The organism is [Rhizobium] kunmingense, assembly GCF_977018605.1.
In genome coordinates, this window is the sequence record NZ_CDRNXG010000003.1 from 283,390 (window position 1) to 303,832 (window position 20,443).

The following is a 20,443-nucleotide window of genomic DNA, read 5'->3' on the forward strand; positions in this document are numbered from 1 at the left end:
TCCTCGTCAAGAGTCTTTGGCATCGTTTTGGTGAGCGGATTTCTTTTGCCTTCTGAAAGGTGAGAGATGATGCAGACTGGATGTGTGACGACGCCATTCGGGCGGCGGCCGATGACGCTTGCGCTCGTTCGGCGCCAGACGGCGACAGCGGAAATCGCGACAGGTAAGACGGTCGACAAATGGAAGGTTTTCCGTGATGTCGCAGCTGCCATGACAATCCTTCGGATCCATTCCAACAGCGTCGCGGTGCTCGACGCGTTGCTGACCTTCCATCCGCGCAATGAGCTGTGTCAGGATGACAGCCTGATCGTCTTCCCCTCGAATACCCAGCTCGCTTTGCGGGCACACGGCATGTCGGGCGCGGCCTTGAGGCGGCACCTTGCTGTCCTCGTCGAAGCCGGTCTGATCGTGCGTAAGGACAGCCCCAATGGCAAGCGGTATGCCCGCAAGGACCACGAAGGCGAGATCGAGACAGCATTCGGGTTCGACCTGGCACCACTCTTGGCTCGTTCGGAAGAGCTGGCGTCGATGGCCCAAAAAGTTGCGGCCGATCGCGCCACGTTGCGCAAGGCCAAGGAGAGCCTCAGCCTGTACCGGCGCGATGTGCGTAAGCTGATCACGGCCGCGATGGAGGAGGGTGCTCCAGGCGACTGGTTTGCGATTGAGGCAATCTATATCGGGATCGTCTCTCGAATTCCGCGCATCCAGACGCTTGAGACAATCGCTCCCCTCCTCGATGAGATCCGCATGCTCCACGAAGAGGTCGTCAATCGGTTGGATATTCAGGACAATACTGAATTTAAGAGCAGCAATGATGCTCAAATCGAGCGGCACATACAGAATTCAAATACCAACTCCATAACTGAACTTGAACCTAGCTCTGAAAAAGAGCAGGGAGCCGCGTCGCGTCAAACCATCGAGCGGAAGAGCGAGCCGATGAGAGTCTTTCCGTTGAGTGTTGTGCTGAAGGCCTGCCCGACGGTGATCGATTACGCGCCCGGCGGGGTTGTCACAAGCTGGCGGGATTTGATGACAGCCGCGGTCACTGTCCGATCAGTGCTGGGTATCAGTCCATCCGCCTATCAGGATGCCTGCGAGATAATGGGGCCTGAAAACGCTGCTGTCGCTTTGTCCTGTATCCTGGAGCGGGCCGCGTTCATAAATTCGCCGGGCGGCTACCTTCGCGATTTGACGCGCAGGACTGAACTCGGCGAGTTTTCGCTCGGACCGATGGTGATGGCTGCTTTAAAAGCAAACGGTGCCGGGCATTTGAAGGTCGGATAAGAGTTGGCAGCTGCCAACATAGATAACCAACTGAAATGTCTATGCTATTTAGATTGCGATTTTGCACGTCGGAAATCAAACGCCGTCTTCTAAAAACCGCTCTTAATTTCTCAACCTACTGGATCAATCTGCTGCCAGGCAACGTGTCAGAAGTCAAAGACGTCCTTCCGAAATTCATTTCTGCGCGGTTTCAGCTAGCTTGGGCCGCTTGCGATCGGCAGGCGGCAAGGGAAGCTCCGCCGCGGCTGGCATCCCCGAAGGGAGCAAGCCGCCCGACATGAAGCCCACCATCCGCGCCCTTGCCTCCTTCGCTCTTCGCGGCATGTGGAGGGCGTCCACGCAATGTGGGGAAAGGCAAGGAAAAGGAAGGACGGGCCTCTGGCCCGGGAGAACAATGGAAAGAAAGGAACTGGAAAATTTGCGGGACCGAGTCCCGTGCTCAGCGGTGCTCGAAGGAGCCGGCTACGCAATAGATCTGAAGGAGAGTTCGCGAGGGGCGATCAAGTATCGACGCGGCTCAGAAATCGTGATCGTCATCCACCAGGGGAAGGGATGGTTCGACCCCCTGTCGGAGGCGAAGGGCGATGTATTCGGTCTTGCCGAATATATTTATGGCCTGCCCTTCAACCATGCCGTTGAACGCGTGTCGGATTTGATCGGGTTTGCCGGCGTCCAGCCAAGCGGGCAACGGGTGTCGAATATTCGCTCCGTTCGGCACAACTTTTCAGGTACTTCCGCCCAAACACGTTGGGCGGAACGCGGTAGGCTGTGGCAGGGATCGGCAGCCTGGCGATACCTACGATCGGAACGCTGCTTACCGTATGCAATCATCCGCGCCGCGATGCGAGCTGATCTGCTAAGGGAAGGACCTTTTGGCAGCATGTGGGCGGCACATGTCGATGACTATGGCGTCGTCTCCGGCTGGGAAGAGCGCGGGCCCGTCTGGCGTGGTTTTGCCACCGGCGGTTCCAAAGTCCTTTTTCGTTTTGGTGCGGAGGATGCACCGAGGCTTTGCGTGACCGAGGCCGCGATCGACGCCATGAGCCTTGCAGCCTTCGAGGGTTTTCGTGAGGGCACCCTCTATCTCAGCACCGGGGGTGGCTGGTCTCCGACCAGCGATAGCGCGATACGCAGGCTCGCATCGCGAGCGGGGGCCCGGCTTGTCGCGGCCACGGATGCCAACAGCCAAGGTGAGACATTTGCCAGTCGGTTACGCAATATCGCCGACGCGGCCGGTTGCGACTGGCTGCGCCTCAAGCCGCCAGCCGAGGACTGGAACGATGCGCTGCGCGCGCGGGAGAATGAGAAAGTGGGAGGGAGAGGGCAGGCGAGGGGAACGGGGAGGGCCTGCCGCATGCCCGCCGGGCGCGTCAAGGGTGAAGCTTCGCCCGGTTTTGCCGGCCCTTGACACGCTCGGACGAAGAGGCGGCCTGAGGGGAGGGGTCCAGAAGGGCTGAAGAGAAGATGGCGACCACCAGGATCGGCCACGCTTCGAGCCCGGCCAAAACCAAAGGATCCCGCCGTGACCTTCACTTCCATCCGCAAAGTCTTCCAGGGCATCGCCGATCGCCGGCAAATTTTCCGCATGTTCGACCGCCATGCTCAGCGCCCCGATCGATGGGCAGGCGATGACAGCGCTCTTTACCGTGGCGAGTGGTTCGAAATCGACGAGCCTTCGCATGACTACATGTTCGAAATCCTTCCACCGTTGTTCATGCGTGGGCATCTGTTCGCCATGAGAGAATATCTCACCGGTTCGATCACCAGCATCTTCTTCAAGCTCTCAATCGACGGCACGATGCGGCACTTCCATGGCTATTGCGATCTCAACGAACAGGGGGCTCTTGATCGCATGCAGGCTGCCATCGTCGATCGGGAGACCCGCAAGGTTCATGCGATCACTCGCGAGGAACGTTTGGAGCATATCTGGTCGAGTACGGCGGACGATTATCGTGGATATGCCGGCGACCCCTGGCCCGAGGTCGATAGAGGCCAACGTACCATCATGCTGTGGAGCGACGGTCGTGGGACCATCCTGAAGTTGCTTGCAGCCCTGACTAACGAAGAGGTGACCGCCAAGCTCCCGGTCCAGCTTCGCCATCTGCCCGACGCGGTTGCAGCGTGAGGGAAGGACGCGATGTTGACCATTTCTATCGATGCTGTGCGTGACCTCATCGCCCGGGGCATGGCCGATGCCACGGCGGGGCTATCGCCATGGTGGGCTCTCCGGCATCGAAAACTGTAAACCGGGCCTGTATCTGGTCGACGACCAGGGCGTCTATTTCTGCCCGAATGGCAAGTCTGCCGGGGCACGTCCGCTCGTCGTCTATGCGCAGGAGTGCGACCCCACTCAAAACGACGACTGGTTCGACATCAAGTCGCCGAACTTTGGGTTGGGATGACGGCGTGGATTTTCTTTGCGCCGTCGAGTTCGACCCTTTGATGAGCGCCGCGGACGCGGATCAGCATGGACAGCGCCATGACCATCGACCTCATCCGTCTCTAACATCGACCATAGGTCATCCCTCCCACAATCCTGCGCCCAAATTACCGCGGCCTTGCCCGCGGATGCCGGCGCATGGCCTATCACAGGAGAAATTTCCATGGCACATGACGATCCCTTCAGCTTCGATATGTTTGGCTCAAGCGCCCTTACATCCGGCCTCGGTCTAGGCGTAACCGCCTTCGGCAGATTCTCTTCTGATGCTGCCAATGACGACGATCCAGATCCAACGCCGCCAGCATCGGCACCCGCCGTTCCGGTTCCTACAAGCCCTGTTCGTCGTACAGTACAAAGGGTGAACTTCTATCTCGACGTAGACCGCGAGCTTGGGGCCTCCTGGAAGGATCGCGCCCGCGCCAGTGTCGCGGCAATCCTTGTCGCTGACGGCGTTGCCAAGCAAGATCGTCCAGCAACTCGTGAAGAACAGGCTCAGATGATCCGCTTCACCGGCTTCGGCGCCGGCGAGCTCGCCAATGGCATGTTCCGTCGTCCGGGCGAGGTCGATTTACGGAAGGGCTGGGACGATCTCGGCTCCTCGCTCGAGAGCGCCGTCTCCGAGGCGGACTATGTGTCACTCGCCCGCTGCACCCAGTATGCGCATTTCACGCCCGAATTCATCATCCGGGCGATCTGGGCCGGCATTGTAAGGCTGGGCTGGCGCGGCGGTCGCATTCTGGAGCCAGGCATCGGCACAGGGCTGTTCCCGGCCCTGATGCCGGACCCCTATCGTGACGCCGCCTATGTCACAGGGATCGAACTCGATCCTGTCACGGCCCGCATCGTCGGCCTACTTCAGCCGAAGGCCAGAATTATCAACGGCGGCTTCGCCCGCACTGATCTGGCGTCGATCTACGATCTCGCCATTGGCAACCCGCCCTTCTCCGACCGCACCGTCCGCTCGGACCGTGTTTATCGGGCGCTTGGCCTTCGCCTGCACGATTATTTCATCGCGAGATCGATCGATCTCCTGAAGCCCGGCGCGCTCGCCGCTTTCGTCACCTCGCACGGTACGATGGACAAGGCCGATACAACGGCTCGCGAACATATCGCCAAATCGGCCGATCTGATTGCGGCAATCCGTCTCCCCGAGGGCAGCTTTCGCCGCGACGCCGGCACTGACGTCGTCGTCGACATCCTCTTCTTCCGCAAGCGCAAGCCCGGTGAGCCGGAGGGCCATCAGATGTGGCTCGATGTCGATGAGGTCAGGGCGGCCACTGACGACGAAGGTCCCATCCGCGTCAACAGGTGGTTTGCCCGGCAACTAGATTTCGTGCTCGGCACTCACGCGTTGACCTCCGGGCCGTTTGGGGAGACCTATACGTGCCGGCCCCGCGGTGACGATCTCGAAACCGCCCTCACCGCTACTATCGATCTCTTGCCCGGCGATCTTTATGACGGCGAGCCGACGCCCATCGATATCGACCTGGAAGATGAGCTCGGCGAGATCGCCGATCTGCAGCACAAGGGCAGCACTGTGCGCGAGGGCAGCTTCTTCCTCGACCGTTCCAAGGGCCTGATGCAGATGCTCGACGGATCGGCCGTCGCCGTCACCGTCCGGAAAGGCCGCTCTGGTGATGGGATGTCCGAAAAGCATGTTCGGATCATCACCAAGCTCATCCCGATCCGCGATGCCGTGCGCGAGGTGCTGAAAGCGCAGGAGACCGACCTGCCCTGGCGTGATCTTCAGGTTCGGTTGCGGATTGCCTGGTCGAGCTTTGTGCGCGATTTCGGGCCGATCAACCACACGACCGTGGCGATCCAGGAAGACGCGGAGACCGGCGACGTGAAAGAGACCCATCGCCAGCCGAACCTTGCACCCTTCCGCGACGACCCGGATTGCTGGCTGGTGGCGTCGATCGAGGACTATGATCTGGAGACCGACACGGCGAGGCCGGGTCCGATTTTTTCCGAACGCGTGATTGCGCCGTCGGCGGCGCCGACCATCACATCGCCGGCAGATGCACTTGCCGTGGTGCTGAACGAGCGCGGCCATGTCGATATCGATCACATCGCCGAGCTTGTGCATCGCAATTGCGATGCAGTGATATCGGACCTTGGCGTGGCGATCTTTCGCGATCCGGATGATGGCTCGTGGAAGACTTCCGACGCCTACCTCTCAGGGCCGGTCCGCACCAAGCTGGCGGCAGCACAGGCCGCGGCCGAGCTTGATCCGACCTATGAGCGCAATGTCCGCGCCTTGTCCGATGTTCAGCCGGCCGATCTTCGCCCCTCCGACATCACCGCGCGTCTCGGCGCGCCATGGATACCGGCTGCCGATGTCGTGGCCTTCGTTAAAGAGAAGATGGACGCCGATATCCGTATCCACCATATGCCGGAGCTTGGCTCCTGGACGGTCGGAGCCCGGCAACTCGGCTATAGCGCCGCCGGCACGTCCGAATGGGGCACCAGCCGTCGCCATGCCGGCGACCTGCTCGCCGATGCCTTGAACAGCCGGGTGCCCCAGATTTTCGACGTGTTCAAGGACATCGATGGCGACCGCCGAGTGCTCAACGTCGTCGATACTGAAGCAGCTCGTGACAAATTGCAGAGGATCAAGCAGTCGTTCCAAGACTGGGTTTGGACCGACCCCGATCGCACCGACCGCCTGGCCCGCGATTACAACACCCGCTTCAATAATATCGCGCCGCGCAAATTCGACGGCTCGCATCTCAATCTTCCCGGCGCCTCTGGCGCCTTTGTTCTTTACGGGCACCAGAAACGTGGCATCTGGCGGATCATCGCCGACGGCTCGACCTATCTTGCCCATGCCGTTGGTGCCGGCAAAACAATGACCATGGCCGCCGCCATCATGGAACAGCGCCGGCTCGGCCTGATCGCCAAGGCGATGCTGGTCGTCCCAGGCCATTGCCTGGCACAGGCTGCCCGCGAGTTTTTAGGCCTCTATCCGAATGCCCGCATTCTCGTCGCCGACGAGACCAACTTTACCAAGGACAAACGCGCCCGGTTCCTGTCGCGGGCGGCGACGGCCACCTGGGATGCGATCATCATCACGCACTCGGCCTTTCGGTTCATCGCCGTGCCGTCGGCTTTCGAACAGGAGATGATCAGGCAAGAGCTGCAGCTCTACGAAGATCTGCTGACCAAGGTCGACAGCGAAGACCGCGTCTCGCGCAAGCGCCTCGAGCGGCTGAGGGAGGGATTGCAGGAGCGGCTCGAAGGTCTCGCCACCCGCAAGGACGATCTTCTCACCATCTCGGAGATCGGCGTCGATCAAATTGTCGTCGACGAGGCGCAGGAATTCCGCAAGCTGTCCTTCGCCACCAACATGTCGACGCTGAAGGGCATCGATCCTAATGGCTCGCAACGCGCCTGGGACCTCTATGTGAAGTCGCGCTATATCGAGACGCGGAACCCCGGCCGGGCACTGGTCCTGGCCTCCGGCACGCCGATCACCAACACACTCGGAGAAATGTTCTCCATCCAGCGCCTGCTCGGCCATGCAGCACTTGCCGAGCGCGGACTGCACGAGTTCGATGCCTGGGCATCCTGCTTCGGCGACATGACCACTGAATTGGAGATCCAGCCATCCGGCAAATACAAGCCGGTCAGCCGCTTTGCCAGCTTCGTCAACGTGCCCGAGCTGATCGCCATGTTCCGGTCCTTTGCCGACGTCGTCTTGCCGGACGATCTCCAGCAATATGTGAAGGTACCGAATATCTCGACCGGCCGACGCCAGATCCTGACGGCCAAGCCGACGGCGCTGTTCAAGACCTACCAGCAGATGCTCGATGGCCGGATCAAGGCGATCGAGAAGCGCGAGGGACCGGCAAAGCCCGGCGACGACATCTTGCTCTCCGTTATCACCGATGGCCGCCATGCGGCGATCGACCTGCGCTTTGTCATGCCGGCGGCCGACAACGAGGTTGATAACAAGCTCAATCTTCTTGTGCGCAATGCTCACCGGATCTGGAAGGAAACCACTGAGGCGATTTATCGTCGCCCCGACGGGAAGGATTTCGACCTTCCCGGCGCCGCGCAGATGATCTTTTCCGATCTCGGCACAATCAATGTCGAAAAGTCCCGCGGCTTCTCGGCCTATCGTTTCATCCGCGATGAGCTGATCCGGCTCGGCGTGCCGGCATCACAGATCGCCTTCATGCAGGACTTCAAGAAGACCGAGGCGAAGCAGCGGCTGTTCGGCGATGTCCGCGCCGGCAAGGTGCGGTTCCTCATCGGGAGTTCCGAGACGATGGGCACCGGCGTCAATGCCCAGCTTAGGCTGAAGGCGCTCCACCACCTCGACGTTCCATGGTTGCCGTCACAGATCGAGCAGCGCGAAGGCCGGATCGTGCGTCAGGGCAACCAGCATGACGAGGTCGATATCTTCGCCTATGCGACAGAAGGATCGCTTGATGCGTCGATGTGGCAGAACAACGAGCGCAAGGCCCGGTTCATTGCCGCCGCGCTGTCCGGCGACACGTCTATCCGGCGGCTCGAAGATGTCGGCGAAGGGGCGGCCAACCAATTCGCCATGGCCAAGGCCATCGCCTCCGGCGACGAGCGGTTGATGCAGAAGGCTGGCCTTGAGGCCGATATAGCCCGGCTGGAGCGCCTTCGTGCCGCTCACGAAGATGACCAATATGCGGTTCGTCGGCAGATGCGCGATGCGGAGCGTGATATCGAGGTCTCGACCCGGCGCATCGACGAGATCGGGCTGGATATCCAGCGTCTCAGGCCGATCACTGGCGATGCCTTCACCATGACGGTGCTCGGGCAGGATCATACCGAGCGCAAGGAGGCCGGTCGCGCGTTGATGAAGGAAATCCTCACGCTGCTGCAGCTCCGACAGGAGGGCCAAGTGCATCTGGCGACGATCGGCGGTTTCGAACTGGTATTTGAGGGGGAACGGTTCGGTAGAAGCGAAAGCCATCGCTATGCCACGCTGATCCAGCGTACCGGTGCGGAATACGAAATCGATTTGGCCATCACGGTTACGCCGCTCGGCGCCATCTCGCGTCTGGAGCATGCGCTTGACGGATTCGATGATGAGCAGCGCCAGTATCGCCGGCGATTGGATGAGGCCGAGCGCCGGTTGGCGTCTTATCAAAGTCGCGCAGGTGGCCTGTTTCAGTTCGCCAACGAACTGGATGTCAAGCGCAATCAGCTGCGTGAAGTCAACGATCACCTGGCTGCCGAGGTGATCGCAGAGACCGAGGAAGCCAGGGTCTCTCCTGCTGCATAGCTGCACTGCACAAAAAATAGATGCAATGCGATCAGAAATTGAGCATAATGGTCGCAGCTGATGCATATGGCGACCTTCCGGTCGCGCAGCAGCTGTTCCCCTCTGGAGGTTCAAGATCTCCACACTTCATGGGCCGCGTTTTCGCAGGCCCATTTTTTTATTCGTCAGCCGGCTCATCCGATGAAACCGCCTGGGGTCTACCGACACGGCTCTTCCAGCGGCCGCGCCGCTCGGCGGTCTGGAGCGCCACAATATCCAGATATCGCTCGCGCAATTCGTTAATTTCAATATCTCCCCGGACCCACTCGTCCAGCAAGGCGACGAAGGCGGTATCCTGATCGATCGGCGCGCCACGGGCTGCGGCCCGATCGATGGCGCGTTGCGCGATTGCTTTTCGGGTCTCGGGATCAGTGACCATATCGACCTCGATCTTGTTGTGGCATGGGCCGAGACCTGTAGCAGCCACCGACGGATGCCGCGACTTGAAAACCCGCCACGTCGATATTATCTGGGGATCACTTCCCGATGAAACGATGTCCTGCTCGCTGCAATCGCCGCGGCGTTCGACTTTGTGCCGGGAATTAGAAAAAGGCGCTCCCCTCGCGGGTTGAGCGCCTTTTTCGTCTTGTACAAGACGGCAAGTGGACAGCTGCCCCTTGACCGGAGCAGCATCGCCGATGAGATCTACGCCAAAAAAGCACAGCGGGAACAAATGCCATTTTACCTCGTAACGCAGACATTGCTGGTTGACGCCGAAAGCGAACAGGGCGCCGCCGAGAAGACAGCCTCACGGATACGTTCCGGAGAGAAGATCACCGTTTCCGTCAAAGCCGACGAAGCCACCATAATGCATATCACTATCGCCGCGGAGGTTGATGCAGGGCCTCCAGTCTCGCCTGTGACCGCAGATGCCATCAGCCAATCACTCGTCGCCGACCCAGAAGCTGTCGTCGCCACGCCAACTGACAGGAAACATATCTTGAAGCGTATGGCAGCGGATGCTCTGTCGCTTATAAGGCCACGCACTTAGACGGGTTCCTCAGGCCGCGTTCTAGCCGGACCGCCTTGGTATTTATGGAAGCCTTTTTTCCAATCTTCAGGGTGCCGCAGGCCTCGCAGCGCCACAGTTTCAGCTACTGGCGTACGCGCTTGATCGTTGCCAGCGCGGGAATGTCTTTCACGTCTTCCTGGGGGCGTTGCTGCTGATGGGTTCGGTTTCGCAGCGCTGTGATCCCCTTTCCCTTCGCTCCCTCGAAACCTGCCTTCGGTGTTGAACGAACTTTCTCGTAAAAAATCAATCGGCCGATTACGTCGACCCTGATGCCGATCGGACCTGAACTTGCAGTTCGATCAGCGGGTGCTCCAAAGACAGGAAAGTGGGACAGCAGCCAGTTTATCGCCAAATGGCAGGATCCTGTTGCCATCATAGAGGACCCAACCTGCCTTGAAGGCATTTCCAGAGGCCGCGGCGACCTTTCGCAGACCTTTGAAGTCGTGAGAGGTCACGGTCGCAGAGGCCTTTATCTCAAGACCGATCAAGTCTCCGGCTTCGTCCTCCAGAATGATATCGACCTCTTCCTGTTCCTTGTCGCGATAATGATGGACGGTTGGTCGAACCTCGCTCCATGTCGCAAGCCTGAGGATCTCGTTGACAACAAACGTCTCCAGGAGTGCGCCGACCGCAGTCCTGTCTTTCGCTATCCGATCTGCCGTCAATCCAGTCAGCGCGGCCAGGAGCCCGCTGTCTAGGAAGACCAGCTTTGGCGTCTTTACGAGGCGCTTCAGCGGATTTCGAAACCAGGGTTCTATGCGACGGACGAGAAACAGGTTTTCGAAAATGCCGATATAGCGGCGCGCCGTCTTGTCATCGAGACCGATCTGGCCCGCCAGCTGCGCGAAATTCAACAGTTGTCCGGAATGATGTGCAAGCGCGCGAAGGAGCTGAGGCATCTGGTCGAGACGCTCGACATCGGCAATCTCGGTTACGTCACGCTCCACGATTGCGCGAATATATTCCCTCGCCCATGCGGAACGGCGACGAGGGTCGGCGCGCGCAACCATTTCCGGATATCCCCCAGTCAAGGCGCACTCTATCAGATCCGGTCCGATCACGAGGTTTCGGGGTGCTGTGAGCTCTCCGGTAAACGCCCTGTCGAGAAAATTGTCGGTCTCCTGCCTGATCTCCGCCTGTGCGAGGGGCAAAAGCGTGACGACTTCCATCCTGCCGGCAAGGCTTTCGGAGACCGTGGGAAGTGCGAGGATATTGGCGGATCCCGTCAGAAGAAAGCGACCGGGACGTCTGTCATCGTCCACCGCGCTCTTGATTGCGCGCAGCAATTCGGGAGCGCGCTGCACCTCGTCGAGGATTGCGGTATCGATCTGCCGGACGAATCCGACCGGGTCGGCTTTTGCGGATGCAAGCGTCGTCTCGTCGTCCAAGGTGAAATAGGGCCGGTCGCCGCTGAAGAGGGAGCGCACCAGCGTGGTCTTGCCGCATTGTCTTGGCCCATTTACAAGAACCACCGGCGTGTCGGTGATCGCCAGGGCCACGCGTGCGGCCGCACCTCTCGGATAGAGCTCGGTCCGCTTGTTCGCGCCGGTCATCAGCTAAAGTCCCATGAATCAATCGAAATGTCTCGTCCGGTTCGGAAACTATGCCCGTCTAATCCGGATTACAAGTGCGTCCAATCCGGAATATGATGCCGTCTATTTCGGATGTGAGATGTTATGTCGAGCATTGTTGCGCATGTGGGGCGAGCAAGGCAAAGAAAGAAAAAGAAGAGAAAAACCCTCTCGCAGATCGCCCGTTCCGGCGTCGCTTCGCTCAACCGCTCCCTTCGCAACCCTACCCGTCGGTCTCGCAGGGCTCAAAGCCCCGCTCAGCCTGTCAGGCAGGGCAGCTCGAGCGCAGTTGCGCCGGCCCGTCCGCTCCGCGGTCCGGGAAATGTCTTCGCAAGAGCTGAAGGCAGGAAGGGGTGGCGACCGTCGCTCCAGAACCCGCAAGGAGAATTGACATGCAGATCCTTAAAATCGATCCCCGTGCGCTGAAGGGCAATCCTGACGATGCGCGCCGGTCCAAGACCTCGCCGCAGGCCGATGCACTGCTATTGGCCACGGTAAAGGCCGTCGGCATCATCCAGCCACCGATTGTTTCGCCCGAACCCGATGGCGGCAATGGCCTCATTATCCAGGCGGGCCATCGTCGCGTGGCACAGGCGATCGCCGCCGGCCTCGAAGAAATCGAAGTCATCGTTCGCGAGGCCGCCAGCGACAACGGCGCCATGCGGTCGATGGTCGAGAACATCGCGCGCGAGCCGCTTAACCCGATCGACCAATGGCGTGGCATCGAACGGCTCGTGGCGCTCGGCTGGACCGAGGAGGCAATCGGTGTGGCATTGGCGCTTCCGGTACGCCAGATCCGCAAGCTCAGGCTTCTTGCCAATGTCTTGGGCTCGATGCTCGATCATATGGCGCTGGGCGATATGCCGAACGAGCAGCAGTTGCGCACCATCGCCGCTGCGTCGCTCGATGAACAGAAGGAAGTCTGGAAGGCGAACAAGCCCAAAAAGACGGAGCGGGCCGACTGGTACAATATCGCTCGCGCGCTCTCCAAGACCCGTATGTTCGCCAAGGATGCCAGCTTCGGCGACGATCTTGCGACCGCCTACGGTATCGAATGGGTCGAGGATCTATTCGCGCCGGCCGATCAGGACAGTCGCTACACGAACAATGTCGAAGCGTTTCTCGGTGCGCAGCAGGAATGGATGACGGCCAATCTGCCGAAGAAGGGCGCGATCGTCGAGGTCAACAACTGGGGGCAGCCGGAACTGCCGAAAAAGGCCGAGCGCGTCTATGGCAAGCCGTCAAAATCGGATCATGTCGGCATGTATCTCGACCGGGACGGCAAGGTGCAGTCGGTCGCGTATCGCATGCCTGAGGAGAAAAAGACCAAAGGCGCTGCGGCCAGCGGTGGGGGGGACGATAGCGCTGTGAGCGAGGCTCAGAAGGTTCGGCCTGATGTGACGCAGAAGGGACAGGATATGATCGGGGACTTCCGCACCGATGCCCTGCATGAAGCGCTCGGTCGCGCACCGATCGAGGACGACACATTGATGGCGCTGCTCGTTATCGCCTTTGCGGGCCTGAACGTCCGCGTCGATTCCGGCGCGAGCGATACCGTGATCGGACCGGGCCGGTTCCGCCGACATGCCGCCCGCCTGCTCTCGGATGACGGCAAGCTCGATATGGACCGGGATACGATGCGTGTCGTCGCGCGCTCGGTGCTCATTGATGCCTTGTCATGCCGTCGTGGCATGTCGAACAGCGGCGTGGTCTCGCGGATCGCCGGCGATGCGATCGGCGCCGACAGCTTTCTGGAGAATATGGGTTCGGAGAATTTCCTGCTTTGCCTGTCGAGGCAGGCGCTTGAAACAGCCTCAAAAGACGCCGGCGTGACGCCGCGCCAGACGGTGCGGGAGACGCGCGCCGCCCTCGTCAGCCATTTCGGCGGGGAACGTTTCGTTCATAGCTCGGCGCTCTTCGCCCCCGAACCGAAGGATATCGCCGACCTTAAGAAATATGGCGACGCTTTCGAGCAGACCGACGCGGAGAAGGGTGGCATTGCCGGTGATGTCAGTGATGACGGCGAACACGAGGCCATCAGCGATGCAGGTGATGATCTTGTCGAAGAAGACGCAGACGACGGCGCAACTACCGAACCCGAACCCGGGCTCGACGATCCCGATCTCGATGACGACAACGGCGCCTACGGCATCGCGGCGGAATAGCCGCTTCCTGGACTGCAATGCAAACCATTCCACAACCGCCGCCCGTGGCCTCCACCGGCGGCGGTTCCATGTCCATGATCCTCAAGTCTCTCAGGAGTTTTCCATGTTCGCGAACAAGTCCGCCCATCTCGCGTTTCTGGCGCCGATTGGTTCCGTTCTGGCCTGGTCCGACGGCACGCCACGCCCACCCGAACGCCACGCCAAGAGACTGTCCGCGTGGAAGTCCCGTAACAGCCGCGGCCGGCTGGTCAGCCGTCAGGACGAATATCGGCGCGGCAGCATGATCGTGCCGGCCGGTTTCAAGTTGCATGAAGGCGATCATGGCGACGGCAGGGTGATTGCGATCCACGTCTATCGGAGCTTCCCCATAGACAGCAACCTGACCTTCAGCATCGTCGAGGTTCCGGCTTTTGGCAGTTGCCGCATCTTCGACCGCGCCGGCGCGAATGCCGAACCCGTCCATCTCGCCGCCAGCCGCCAGGGCGCCGATAAGTGGCTCAGCCGCTACGGCTATCCCTCGGCCGTGTTGTTGGACGTGACCGCCGGGGAGGTTGCCGTAATCACGGGGCAGGGGAGGGCTGTCGCATGAGCGATCGTCCAGGGATCAGCGCCACCATAGCTGCATTCGACTTTCCGGAGGTGCTCTTTGATCGATCGGCCGACGGCCTCATCGTATCAAGGGTCGGCGATATCACGCTGGCCATGCTGCCGTCGGGTGACGGCGCTGCGAGCGGCTTCATCGCCAGCGCCTAGCATCTCACTCGCCCCATGAGCGAACTTACCCGCCAATCCTTCTATAGCCATGAGGGCCGGGCGGCGGACGAGGCGGACTTTCGCGCGCGCGTGTTTGAGACAGCAGAGCATCGGCGCGAGCTTGCGCAGCTCAATCGAGTTCAGCAACAGCAGACCCGCGGCACGCCTTGGGGGTGGTCGCAAATGGCCACGGTCTATGCCGAGGGCGTCGTCATCCACGCAACTGCCAGCCACGGCGGCTTCCATCTGTCCCCGGAGCGCAACCGCCAAGTCCATGCCTCATTGCGATCGGACGATTGTTTCTATGAGGAAGATTGCTGCTGGGCTGCTGTCGCCATAACCTTTCCAGACCTGTTCACCGGCTTTGAAAGGCGGATAGCCGATCAGACGTGCAAGACCTTGCAGCCCGATGCCTGGGAGGCGATCCATGGAGTGGTACTCGCTCCGGGTGAATCCGACGTCAAGGATCGCCGCACCTTCGAACGCGATCATGCGGATGACTGGGTCGTGATATCGGCATGACGGAAGTGATCGCCACACGTGGTGGGAAACGGGGCCCTGGCGTCTAGGAGCGACGATATCTGGTGCCAGTGAGCGAGTACGAGGTCGGTCGCTTCGGTTTTGTCATTGGCGAGACCCGGCACCAGGCCTATGCCGGGCCGTCGTCCTTTCTGTCTTGGTCCGGGAGGACAACGTGAGGTGTCCGGTTAGATCCTCCGACGACGGCGCGTTTCTTCTGTCTCGTATGGAAGCAGCCCGACGTCAGACACGCCATCACCTCGATCTGGTCTACAGACAGGTCGAGGCACGGGCAGAGCGCGTCACGACCACTCAAAGGGTCAGGGCAGTTCGGTCGTACGGGCGATCTCGATCAAGCTGGACCCGGTCGCATGAAGCGCGGCTTCGATTGGACCTCGAGCGTCTCAAATTCGAGCGCCGAGCCCAGATCGAGCCCCTGATCCGCATACTGGCGCGCCAGGAAGCGGCAATTTCCGCCTTCCGGAATGATCAACACGTCATCCCGCAACACGAAAGGATCGCATCATGAAACGCTTTCGGATCGACACCGAATATCATCTGCCGGTGTATCGCCGGCGGTTTTACGTGGCCGCAACCATCGAAGACGCGTGCGGGATGGCCATCGGCGACGATGGATAAGACGACGAGCAATCCGACGTCGACAGCTCCCGTGATACCTATGTCGCCGACATCCGCGAAGAGCCAACCGACGGCGCGGAAGCGACCTATCATCCGGTGCCCGACGCCTTTCGGGAGCCGGTGCAGCGGAAAGCGGATCTCTTTGATGATCTTTTCGAGTTGTTGCGGGAACTGGCGCGTGAGAAGGGTCTGTCCATACGGGACTTCGAGGATTGGCTACCACGGGCGCAGGCCGTTTTATCGAAGGCTGACGCAATCGCCACCTGCGACGGCCCCGTCGTCATCGTCAGCGGTCTGGACTGATGGTGGCACGGATTTCCATGGCCTCTGCCGGGATCCTCCTGGCATCTCGACCGGCAAGGTTGTTCCGCTTGGCCGGCCCGTCCTTCGGTTTCGTTGCGGTCTGGACCAACGCCCGTCCGGTTCAAGGCCGCTGTCGCGCCGCGGGGCGGCCGGTCATGCCGCTGGTCGCAAAAGCAGGAATGCGGGACAGCGCAGGGCTTTGGCCCCGCTTGCCGGCATCCCGGCTTTGCTCGATCTGGCCCGCCCGGACCCTGAACCAGCCAGCTTGCTTCGGTCCCTTTCGACCGCACCGAAGGACGGGCCGGCCAAGGGGGCCGGAACCGCCTCGGCAGATCACGAAAGGAAGCCATCATGGCAAAGCCCACAAACCAGTCCCGGCAATCCTCCAATCAGGCCTCCGGTCCATCCGCGCGCGTCTTCCAGCTTCGCAAGGGCGCCACCGTCGAGATGGTCCGCCTGACGTGCCCCGATGAAGCCCAGGCGCTGAAGATCGCGGAAAGTTTTGGAGCCGCCATTCTCGACAGTGACGGTATCCGCGACATGCACGAGCGCCTGATCGTCGAGACTGCCACGGGCCTCTCGGACGGCCTCGGAGAACGGGCTATGCAGATCCACTTCCAGCGGATCGTCGGCGCCTATGTCGGCTCTGCCCATGGTGCCGGCCAGTTTTATTCGCGGGCCGTCACCGAAGCACGCGACGCAACCGCCAAGGGTGCCGCGGAAGCCCGGGACGAGGATCTCGATGGTCCGGTCGGCTTCGACAGCGCCGCCCAGCGCAAGCGCGAGTTCGCCGCCGACATGGGCATCCAGGCACATGCGCTGCGGATGGCGGCCGAGGGTGCCGTCGCAGCCTACGAGCAGATCGTTGGTGAAGTCTGGAAGCCCTTCGACCGCCCGGTCGAAAATCCTGGTCAGACGCTCGACCGCAAAGCGGCTGCGGCCCAGATGTCGGCCTTCGACTGAGGCGATCCCAAAGGCGGAGCCTAGGCTCCGCCCATCGATCCAGCAGATAAGCGTTGCCGCCCTATCGGGGGCGGTTTTTCCCATGTCGGCCATCACGATCATGGCGACTGAGGAAGGGAAGGAAGGAAAGCGTGGCGCCTCTCGCAACCCCGTCCCGGCCTTGGTCCTGCAGGAGCCGGATGTAGGCCGCAACGGCTTCGCCGCCCTCCACATGCGTTTCGGCCGTTCCGGTGCGCCTACCCCCTGACCGCTCCTGCCATCGGCCCTCCGTGACGAGGTCGCGACCGACGCGGCCTCCCGTAAACGGAGATTTGAACAATGAGCAGGAAGACCGAAACCACCCGCATCGACATCCATGCCCGCATTACCGATCGGATCCTCGCCGATCTGGAAAAAGGCGTGCGCCCCTGGGTCAAACCATGGAGCGCCCAAAATATGACCGGTCGGGTGACACGGCCGCTTCGCCATAACGGTGAGGCCTATACGGGTCTCAATGTCTTGCTTTTATGGTCGGAAAGCGTCGCCTGCGGGTTTACGTCCGCGACCTGGATGACCCTGCGTCAGGCCAACCAGCTTGGCGCCCATGTCCGCAAGGGCGAAGGCGGCGCCAACGTCGTCTATGCCAGTCGCTTCACCAAGACGGAAACCGATGCCGGCGGTGGAGAGATCGAACGCGATATTCCGTTCCTGAAGGCTTACACCGTCTTTAACTGTGATCAAATCGAGGGATTACCGGATCATTATTACAGCGCTCCCGAAGCGATTGCCAAACCGCTCGAGCGTATCGAGCATGCCGACCGCTTCTTCAACAATACCGGTGCTATCGTCCGGTATGGTGGAAACCAGGCCTATTATTCGCCGCCCACCGACCACATCCAGCTTCCCGAACCGGCGCAATTCCGCGACATAGCGTCGTTCATCGCGATCCGCGCGCATGAAACACTGCACTGGACGTCTCCGGCCCATCGCCTTAACAGGGATCTGTCCCGCTACCACAAGGATCGCCGCGAGCGCGCTTTCGAAGAGATGCTGGTGGAACTCGGCGCTGCGATGGTCTGCGCCGATCTCGGGATCGTTCCGGAACTGGAGCCGCGGCCCGACCACGCTGCCTATATCCAGACATGGGCCGCAATTCTCGGGTCCGACAAGCGCGCGATCTTCCAGGCAGCCGCCCATGCGCAGCGCGCCGTCACCTATCTCCACAGCCTCCAGCCGCAGGCGGATTCGGATCAGGAGGTGGCGTAATGTTGTTCGAACCCAAGCCTGTCGACCACCCTGAAACCTCGACGATCGGGCTCGGAGCGTTGTCGCTCGGGGCCGGCGTCCAGTCTACCACCATGGCGCTGATGGCAGCCATGGCGAGATTGGGCCCAAGCCCGATTGCGCGATCTTTGCTGATACCGGCTGGGAACCTAGCGCGGTCTACGATCATCTGAAATGGCCGATGTCGCCGAACGCCCCGCCATTCCCCGTCCATATCGTCTCGGCTGGCAATATCCGCGAGCAGCTCCTGCAGGCGGGCAAGGGCGATCGATGGGCGTCGATCCCGGCCGTCGCCAGTACAGTCACGCCACGGGGTGCGCAAGTGCCGGTCTTCGACCAGGATGAGGATGGCGTCCTGGTCGAGATCGCCTCGCGGCGGACCACGACCGAGACCGTGTCCATCGGCATGATCCGGCGGCAATGCACCACGGATTTCAAGATCGTTCCGATCCGACGCAAGGTTCGCGAGCTCGCCGGTTTGGCGCGAAGGCGATCGCCGCCTTTTCCCGTGGCCGAGGCCTGGATCGGTATTGCGACCGACGAGATCATGCGCGCCAAGCCAAGCTTCGAAGCCTGGCAGATCAAGCGGTTTCCACTGATCGAGAAGCGCATGAGTCGTCACGATTGCCTTGCCTGGCTGCAGCGCCATGACGATCCGATCCCGCCGAAGTCCGCCTGTATCGGCTGCCCGTTTCACGACAACAGGCGCTGGCGGCAGATACGCGAAGTCGATCGGCCTTCGTGGGAGGATGCCGTTGACGTCGATCGGGCGCTCCGCCACGGGCTGCGGCGCATTCGCGGCGAGGTCTTTGTGCATCGCTCATGCGTACCGCTCGATGAAGCCGATCTTCCCACGGCCGCCGACCACGGCCAGCTCGATCTATGGCCGAACGAATGCGAACGAATGTGAGGTGTCTCGTCTGACAGGTCTCGTCGCGTCAGCCGATCGGAGTGGCCGCCACCAGCCGGCGCAATCGCGACAGCGTCGTCGTGGACGAAAACTGGTGAGCTGCGATCTCAACCCAACTGGTCAGCGTGGCCAAGCGGTCGCGCGGGGTCATCGCGTCTCGCGCTTCACGTCGGTCGAGAACCTGCCGATGATCGCGGGTCGTGATCTGCCTATCCGGAACGACGGACCACACACACGCAGACCTCGATGGGACTGGTGTGACCGAAGGACGCCTTCGTCTCGATCGCCTGGACCGCAACGGCCGTCCGCTACTTTCTTCCCCTGCGAACAGGGTTCGCATTCCTCGCGCGAAAAGAAAGCCGCTCCCGGCCGCCCTCCACTAACGTTTCGGCCCAAGGGTGCGGCGTCGATCGCCGTCGGTCTTGACACCGCCATCGAGGCCGCGATGGGCGTGGCCCGAACACACCGGAAAAGGAACACGACAATGGCAGTCATCGGCGAATTCACCACCAACGACAACAACTCCATCATCGGCAATGTTCGCACCCTCACCGTCAGCATGAAGGCCCGCCTCAACCCGATCGAACGCGTCTCGCGCGACGCCCCCGATTTCCGGATCACCGCCGGAAACGGTATCGAAGTTGGCGCCGGGTGGAAGGCGGTCTCCAACGACGGCGAGCAATACATTTCGGTCAAGCTCGACGACCCGAGCTTCAATGCACCGATCACCGCTGCCTTGTGGCCGGGCGAGAAAGACGGGGAATACGCGCTGATCTGGAACCGCCCAAAGCGCGAGATCTGAACCACGCAAGACCGAGCCCCGCCAACCATGGCGGGGCTCTTCTGTCGTCTGGCCTTGGCACCGAGTCGTGCACCAGGGCCGCCCCGCCCGCCGGCTGCCGCAGAAGCAGGCGCCTGAACGGCTACTCTCCACTGGTTCCATGAGGTGGCCGACATGAGCCGCTATACTATCACCGTAACCAGAACAGTCTCGAGTGAAGTCGATCCCGATGCCGTCATCGGCTTTGCCTCCCGCTGCAGACCTTTTCCTGCGGGCCGGCGCCAGCCTTGGCGATGTGTACATCGAACTCTGGATTGTCACCAAATAAAGCGCCTTTCTAACATTTGCCGCCTCGTGAAGCGCCGCTTCGGCGCTCTGCTTCGACCTTGTGCCCATGGCGTCAGGTTAGCTTCACCGACTGCTAGCGAATCACGACCGCGAAGCGATCCGTCCGGCCGCCGAGACTATCGTCAGGAGCTTGGCCACCCTCCGGCACGACGACGGGTGACTGCGAGACGAAAAAAGCCCGGCACGC

At 61.1% G+C, this 20,443-nt stretch carries 17 protein-coding genes and 1 pseudogene; 14 read left to right on the forward strand and 4 right to left on the reverse strand.

From position 1 onward, the window contains the following. Nucleotides 1–69 precede the first annotated feature (69 nt). The 5 genes from repC (at nucleotide 70) to AC0JZ4_RS25615 (ending at nucleotide 8,990) form a co-directional block, all read left to right on the forward strand. Nucleotides 70–1,284 (forward strand): plasmid replication protein RepC, encoded by a 1,215-nt coding sequence (gene repC / locus AC0JZ4_RS25595; protein WP_471889326.1) that lies wholly within the window; start codon nucleotides 70–72, stop codon nucleotides 1,282–1,284. Between the two features lie 394 nt (nucleotides 1,285–1,678). Further along, a complete protein-coding gene (locus tag AC0JZ4_RS25600) occupies nucleotides 1,679–2,692 on the forward strand; it encodes a DUF3991 and toprim domain-containing protein (RefSeq protein WP_471889327.1) in 1,014 nt (337 codons plus the stop codon). A 114-nt stretch (nucleotides 2,693–2,806) separates the two neighbouring features. Beyond that, nucleotides 2,807–3,409 (forward strand): DUF1419 domain-containing protein, encoded by a 603-nt coding sequence (locus AC0JZ4_RS25605; protein WP_471889328.1) that lies wholly within the window; start codon nucleotides 2,807–2,809, stop codon nucleotides 3,407–3,409. A gap of 40 nt (nucleotides 3,410–3,449) precedes the next feature. Next, nucleotides 3,450–3,686 carry a DUF3085 domain-containing protein gene (locus tag AC0JZ4_RS25610; RefSeq protein ID WP_471889329.1) on the forward strand — a complete coding sequence of 79 codons (237 nt, stop codon included), beginning with the start codon at nucleotides 3,450–3,452 and terminating at the stop codon, nucleotides 3,684–3,686. A 201-nt stretch (nucleotides 3,687–3,887) separates the two neighbouring features. Then, nucleotides 3,888–8,990, forward strand: a complete 5,103-nt coding sequence (locus AC0JZ4_RS25615; protein ID WP_471889330.1) for a DEAD/DEAH box helicase family protein — start codon at nucleotides 3,888–3,890, stop codon at nucleotides 8,988–8,990. A gap of 157 nt (nucleotides 8,991–9,147) precedes the next feature. Here AC0JZ4_RS25615 and AC0JZ4_RS25620 read toward each other — a convergent pair whose 3' ends face one another. Then, a complete protein-coding gene (locus AC0JZ4_RS25620) occupies nucleotides 9,148–9,408 on the reverse strand; it encodes an antitoxin VbhA family protein (RefSeq protein ID WP_471889331.1) in 261 nt (86 codons plus the stop codon). 189 nt (nucleotides 9,409–9,597) lie between these two features. On the opposite strand from AC0JZ4_RS25620, the gene AC0JZ4_RS25625 reads away from it, so the two are divergent. Beyond that, complete coding sequence (locus AC0JZ4_RS25625) at nucleotides 9,598–10,020, forward strand: hypothetical protein (protein WP_471889332.1); 423 nt, start codon at nucleotides 9,598–9,600, stop codon at nucleotides 10,018–10,020. 320 nt (nucleotides 10,021–10,340) lie between these two features. Here AC0JZ4_RS25625 and AC0JZ4_RS25630 read toward each other — a convergent pair whose 3' ends face one another. Continuing rightward, nucleotides 10,341–11,594, reverse strand: a complete 1,254-nt coding sequence (locus AC0JZ4_RS25630; RefSeq protein WP_471889333.1) for an ATP-binding protein — start codon at nucleotides 11,592–11,594, stop codon at nucleotides 10,341–10,343. Between the two features lie 410 nt (nucleotides 11,595–12,004). Here AC0JZ4_RS25630 and AC0JZ4_RS25635 point away from each other — a divergent pair, with 410 nt between their 5' ends. The 3 genes and pseudogenes from AC0JZ4_RS25635 (at nucleotide 12,005) to AC0JZ4_RS25645 (ending at nucleotide 15,228) form a co-directional block, all read left to right on the forward strand. After that, on the forward strand, nucleotides 12,005–13,777 hold the full coding sequence (locus AC0JZ4_RS25635) for a ParB N-terminal domain-containing protein (protein WP_471889334.1): 1,773 nt from the start codon (nucleotides 12,005–12,007) through the stop codon (nucleotides 13,775–13,777). A gap of 103 nt (nucleotides 13,778–13,880) precedes the next feature. Further along, complete coding sequence (locus tag AC0JZ4_RS25640; RefSeq protein ID WP_471889335.1) at nucleotides 13,881–14,366, forward strand: hypothetical protein; 486 nt, start codon at nucleotides 13,881–13,883, stop codon at nucleotides 14,364–14,366. Continuing rightward, nucleotides 14,363–15,228: pseudogene (locus tag AC0JZ4_RS25645) on the forward strand (DUF7007 domain-containing protein). The gene AC0JZ4_RS25640 and the pseudogene AC0JZ4_RS25645 overlap by 4 nt, the downstream one beginning before the upstream one ends. A gap of 173 nt (nucleotides 15,229–15,401) precedes the next feature. Here the strand turns inward: AC0JZ4_RS25645 and AC0JZ4_RS25650 are convergent. Further along, nucleotides 15,402–15,542 (reverse strand): hypothetical protein, encoded by a 141-nt coding sequence (locus tag AC0JZ4_RS25650; protein ID WP_471889336.1) that lies wholly within the window; start codon nucleotides 15,540–15,542, stop codon nucleotides 15,402–15,404. 242 nt (nucleotides 15,543–15,784) lie between these two features. On the opposite strand from AC0JZ4_RS25650, the gene AC0JZ4_RS25655 reads away from it, so the two are divergent. From AC0JZ4_RS25655 to AC0JZ4_RS25670, 4 genes are all read left to right on the forward strand, one after another. After that, a complete protein-coding gene (locus AC0JZ4_RS25655) occupies nucleotides 15,785–15,991 on the forward strand; it encodes a hypothetical protein (RefSeq protein WP_471889337.1) in 207 nt (68 codons plus the stop codon). Between the two features lie 351 nt (nucleotides 15,992–16,342). After that, nucleotides 16,343–16,954 (forward strand): hypothetical protein, encoded by a 612-nt coding sequence (locus AC0JZ4_RS25660; protein ID WP_471889338.1) that lies wholly within the window; start codon nucleotides 16,343–16,345, stop codon nucleotides 16,952–16,954. Between the two features lie 318 nt (nucleotides 16,955–17,272). Next, on the forward strand, nucleotides 17,273–18,199 hold the full coding sequence (locus tag AC0JZ4_RS25665; protein WP_471889339.1) for an ArdC family protein: 927 nt from the start codon (nucleotides 17,273–17,275) through the stop codon (nucleotides 18,197–18,199). Nucleotides 18,200–18,398: 199 nt separating this feature from the next. Beyond that, nucleotides 18,399–19,127, forward strand: a complete 729-nt coding sequence (locus AC0JZ4_RS25670; protein WP_471889340.1) for a hypothetical protein — start codon at nucleotides 18,399–18,401, stop codon at nucleotides 19,125–19,127. Between the two features lie 28 nt (nucleotides 19,128–19,155). On the opposite strand, the gene AC0JZ4_RS25675 is transcribed toward AC0JZ4_RS25670, so the two are convergent. After that, nucleotides 19,156–19,359, reverse strand: coding sequence for a hypothetical protein (locus tag AC0JZ4_RS25675; RefSeq protein ID WP_471889341.1), 204 nt, complete (start codon nucleotides 19,357–19,359; stop codon nucleotides 19,156–19,158). A gap of 252 nt (nucleotides 19,360–19,611) precedes the next feature. Here AC0JZ4_RS25675 and AC0JZ4_RS25680 point away from each other — a divergent pair, with 252 nt between their 5' ends. Next, nucleotides 19,612–19,929, forward strand: a complete 318-nt coding sequence (locus AC0JZ4_RS25680; protein WP_471889342.1) for a DUF736 domain-containing protein — start codon at nucleotides 19,612–19,614, stop codon at nucleotides 19,927–19,929. Nucleotides 19,930–20,443 lie beyond the last annotated feature (514 nt).

Bases quoted from the DNA above. Each gene is read 5' to 3' on its own strand.
- repC (WP_471889326.1), top strand. From the start codon at position 70: ATGCAGACTGGATGTGTGACGACGCCATTCGGGCGGCGGCCGATGACG.
- AC0JZ4_RS25600 (WP_471889327.1), top strand. From the start codon at position 1,679: ATGGAAAGAAAGGAACTGGAAAATTTGCGGGACCGAGTCCCGTGCTCA.
- AC0JZ4_RS25615 (WP_471889330.1), top strand. From the start codon at position 3,888: ATGGCACATGACGATCCCTTCAGCTTCGATATGTTTGGCTCAAGCGCC.
- AC0JZ4_RS25620 (WP_471889331.1), bottom strand. From the start codon at position 9,408: ATGGTCACTGATCCCGAGACCCGAAAAGCAATCGCGCAACGCGCCATC.
- AC0JZ4_RS25630 (WP_471889333.1), bottom strand. From the start codon at position 11,594: ATGACCGGCGCGAACAAGCGGACCGAGCTCTATCCGAGAGGTGCGGCC.
- AC0JZ4_RS25635 (WP_471889334.1), top strand. From the start codon at position 12,005: ATGCAGATCCTTAAAATCGATCCCCGTGCGCTGAAGGGCAATCCTGAC.
- AC0JZ4_RS25640 (WP_471889335.1), top strand. From the start codon at position 13,881: ATGTTCGCGAACAAGTCCGCCCATCTCGCGTTTCTGGCGCCGATTGGT.
- AC0JZ4_RS25660 (WP_471889338.1), top strand. From the start codon at position 16,343: ATGGCAAAGCCCACAAACCAGTCCCGGCAATCCTCCAATCAGGCCTCC.
- AC0JZ4_RS25665 (WP_471889339.1), top strand. From the start codon at position 17,273: ATGAGCAGGAAGACCGAAACCACCCGCATCGACATCCATGCCCGCATT.
- AC0JZ4_RS25670 (WP_471889340.1), top strand. From the start codon at position 18,399: ATGTCGCCGAACGCCCCGCCATTCCCCGTCCATATCGTCTCGGCTGGC.
- AC0JZ4_RS25680 (WP_471889342.1), top strand. From the start codon at position 19,612: ATGGCAGTCATCGGCGAATTCACCACCAACGACAACAACTCCATCATC.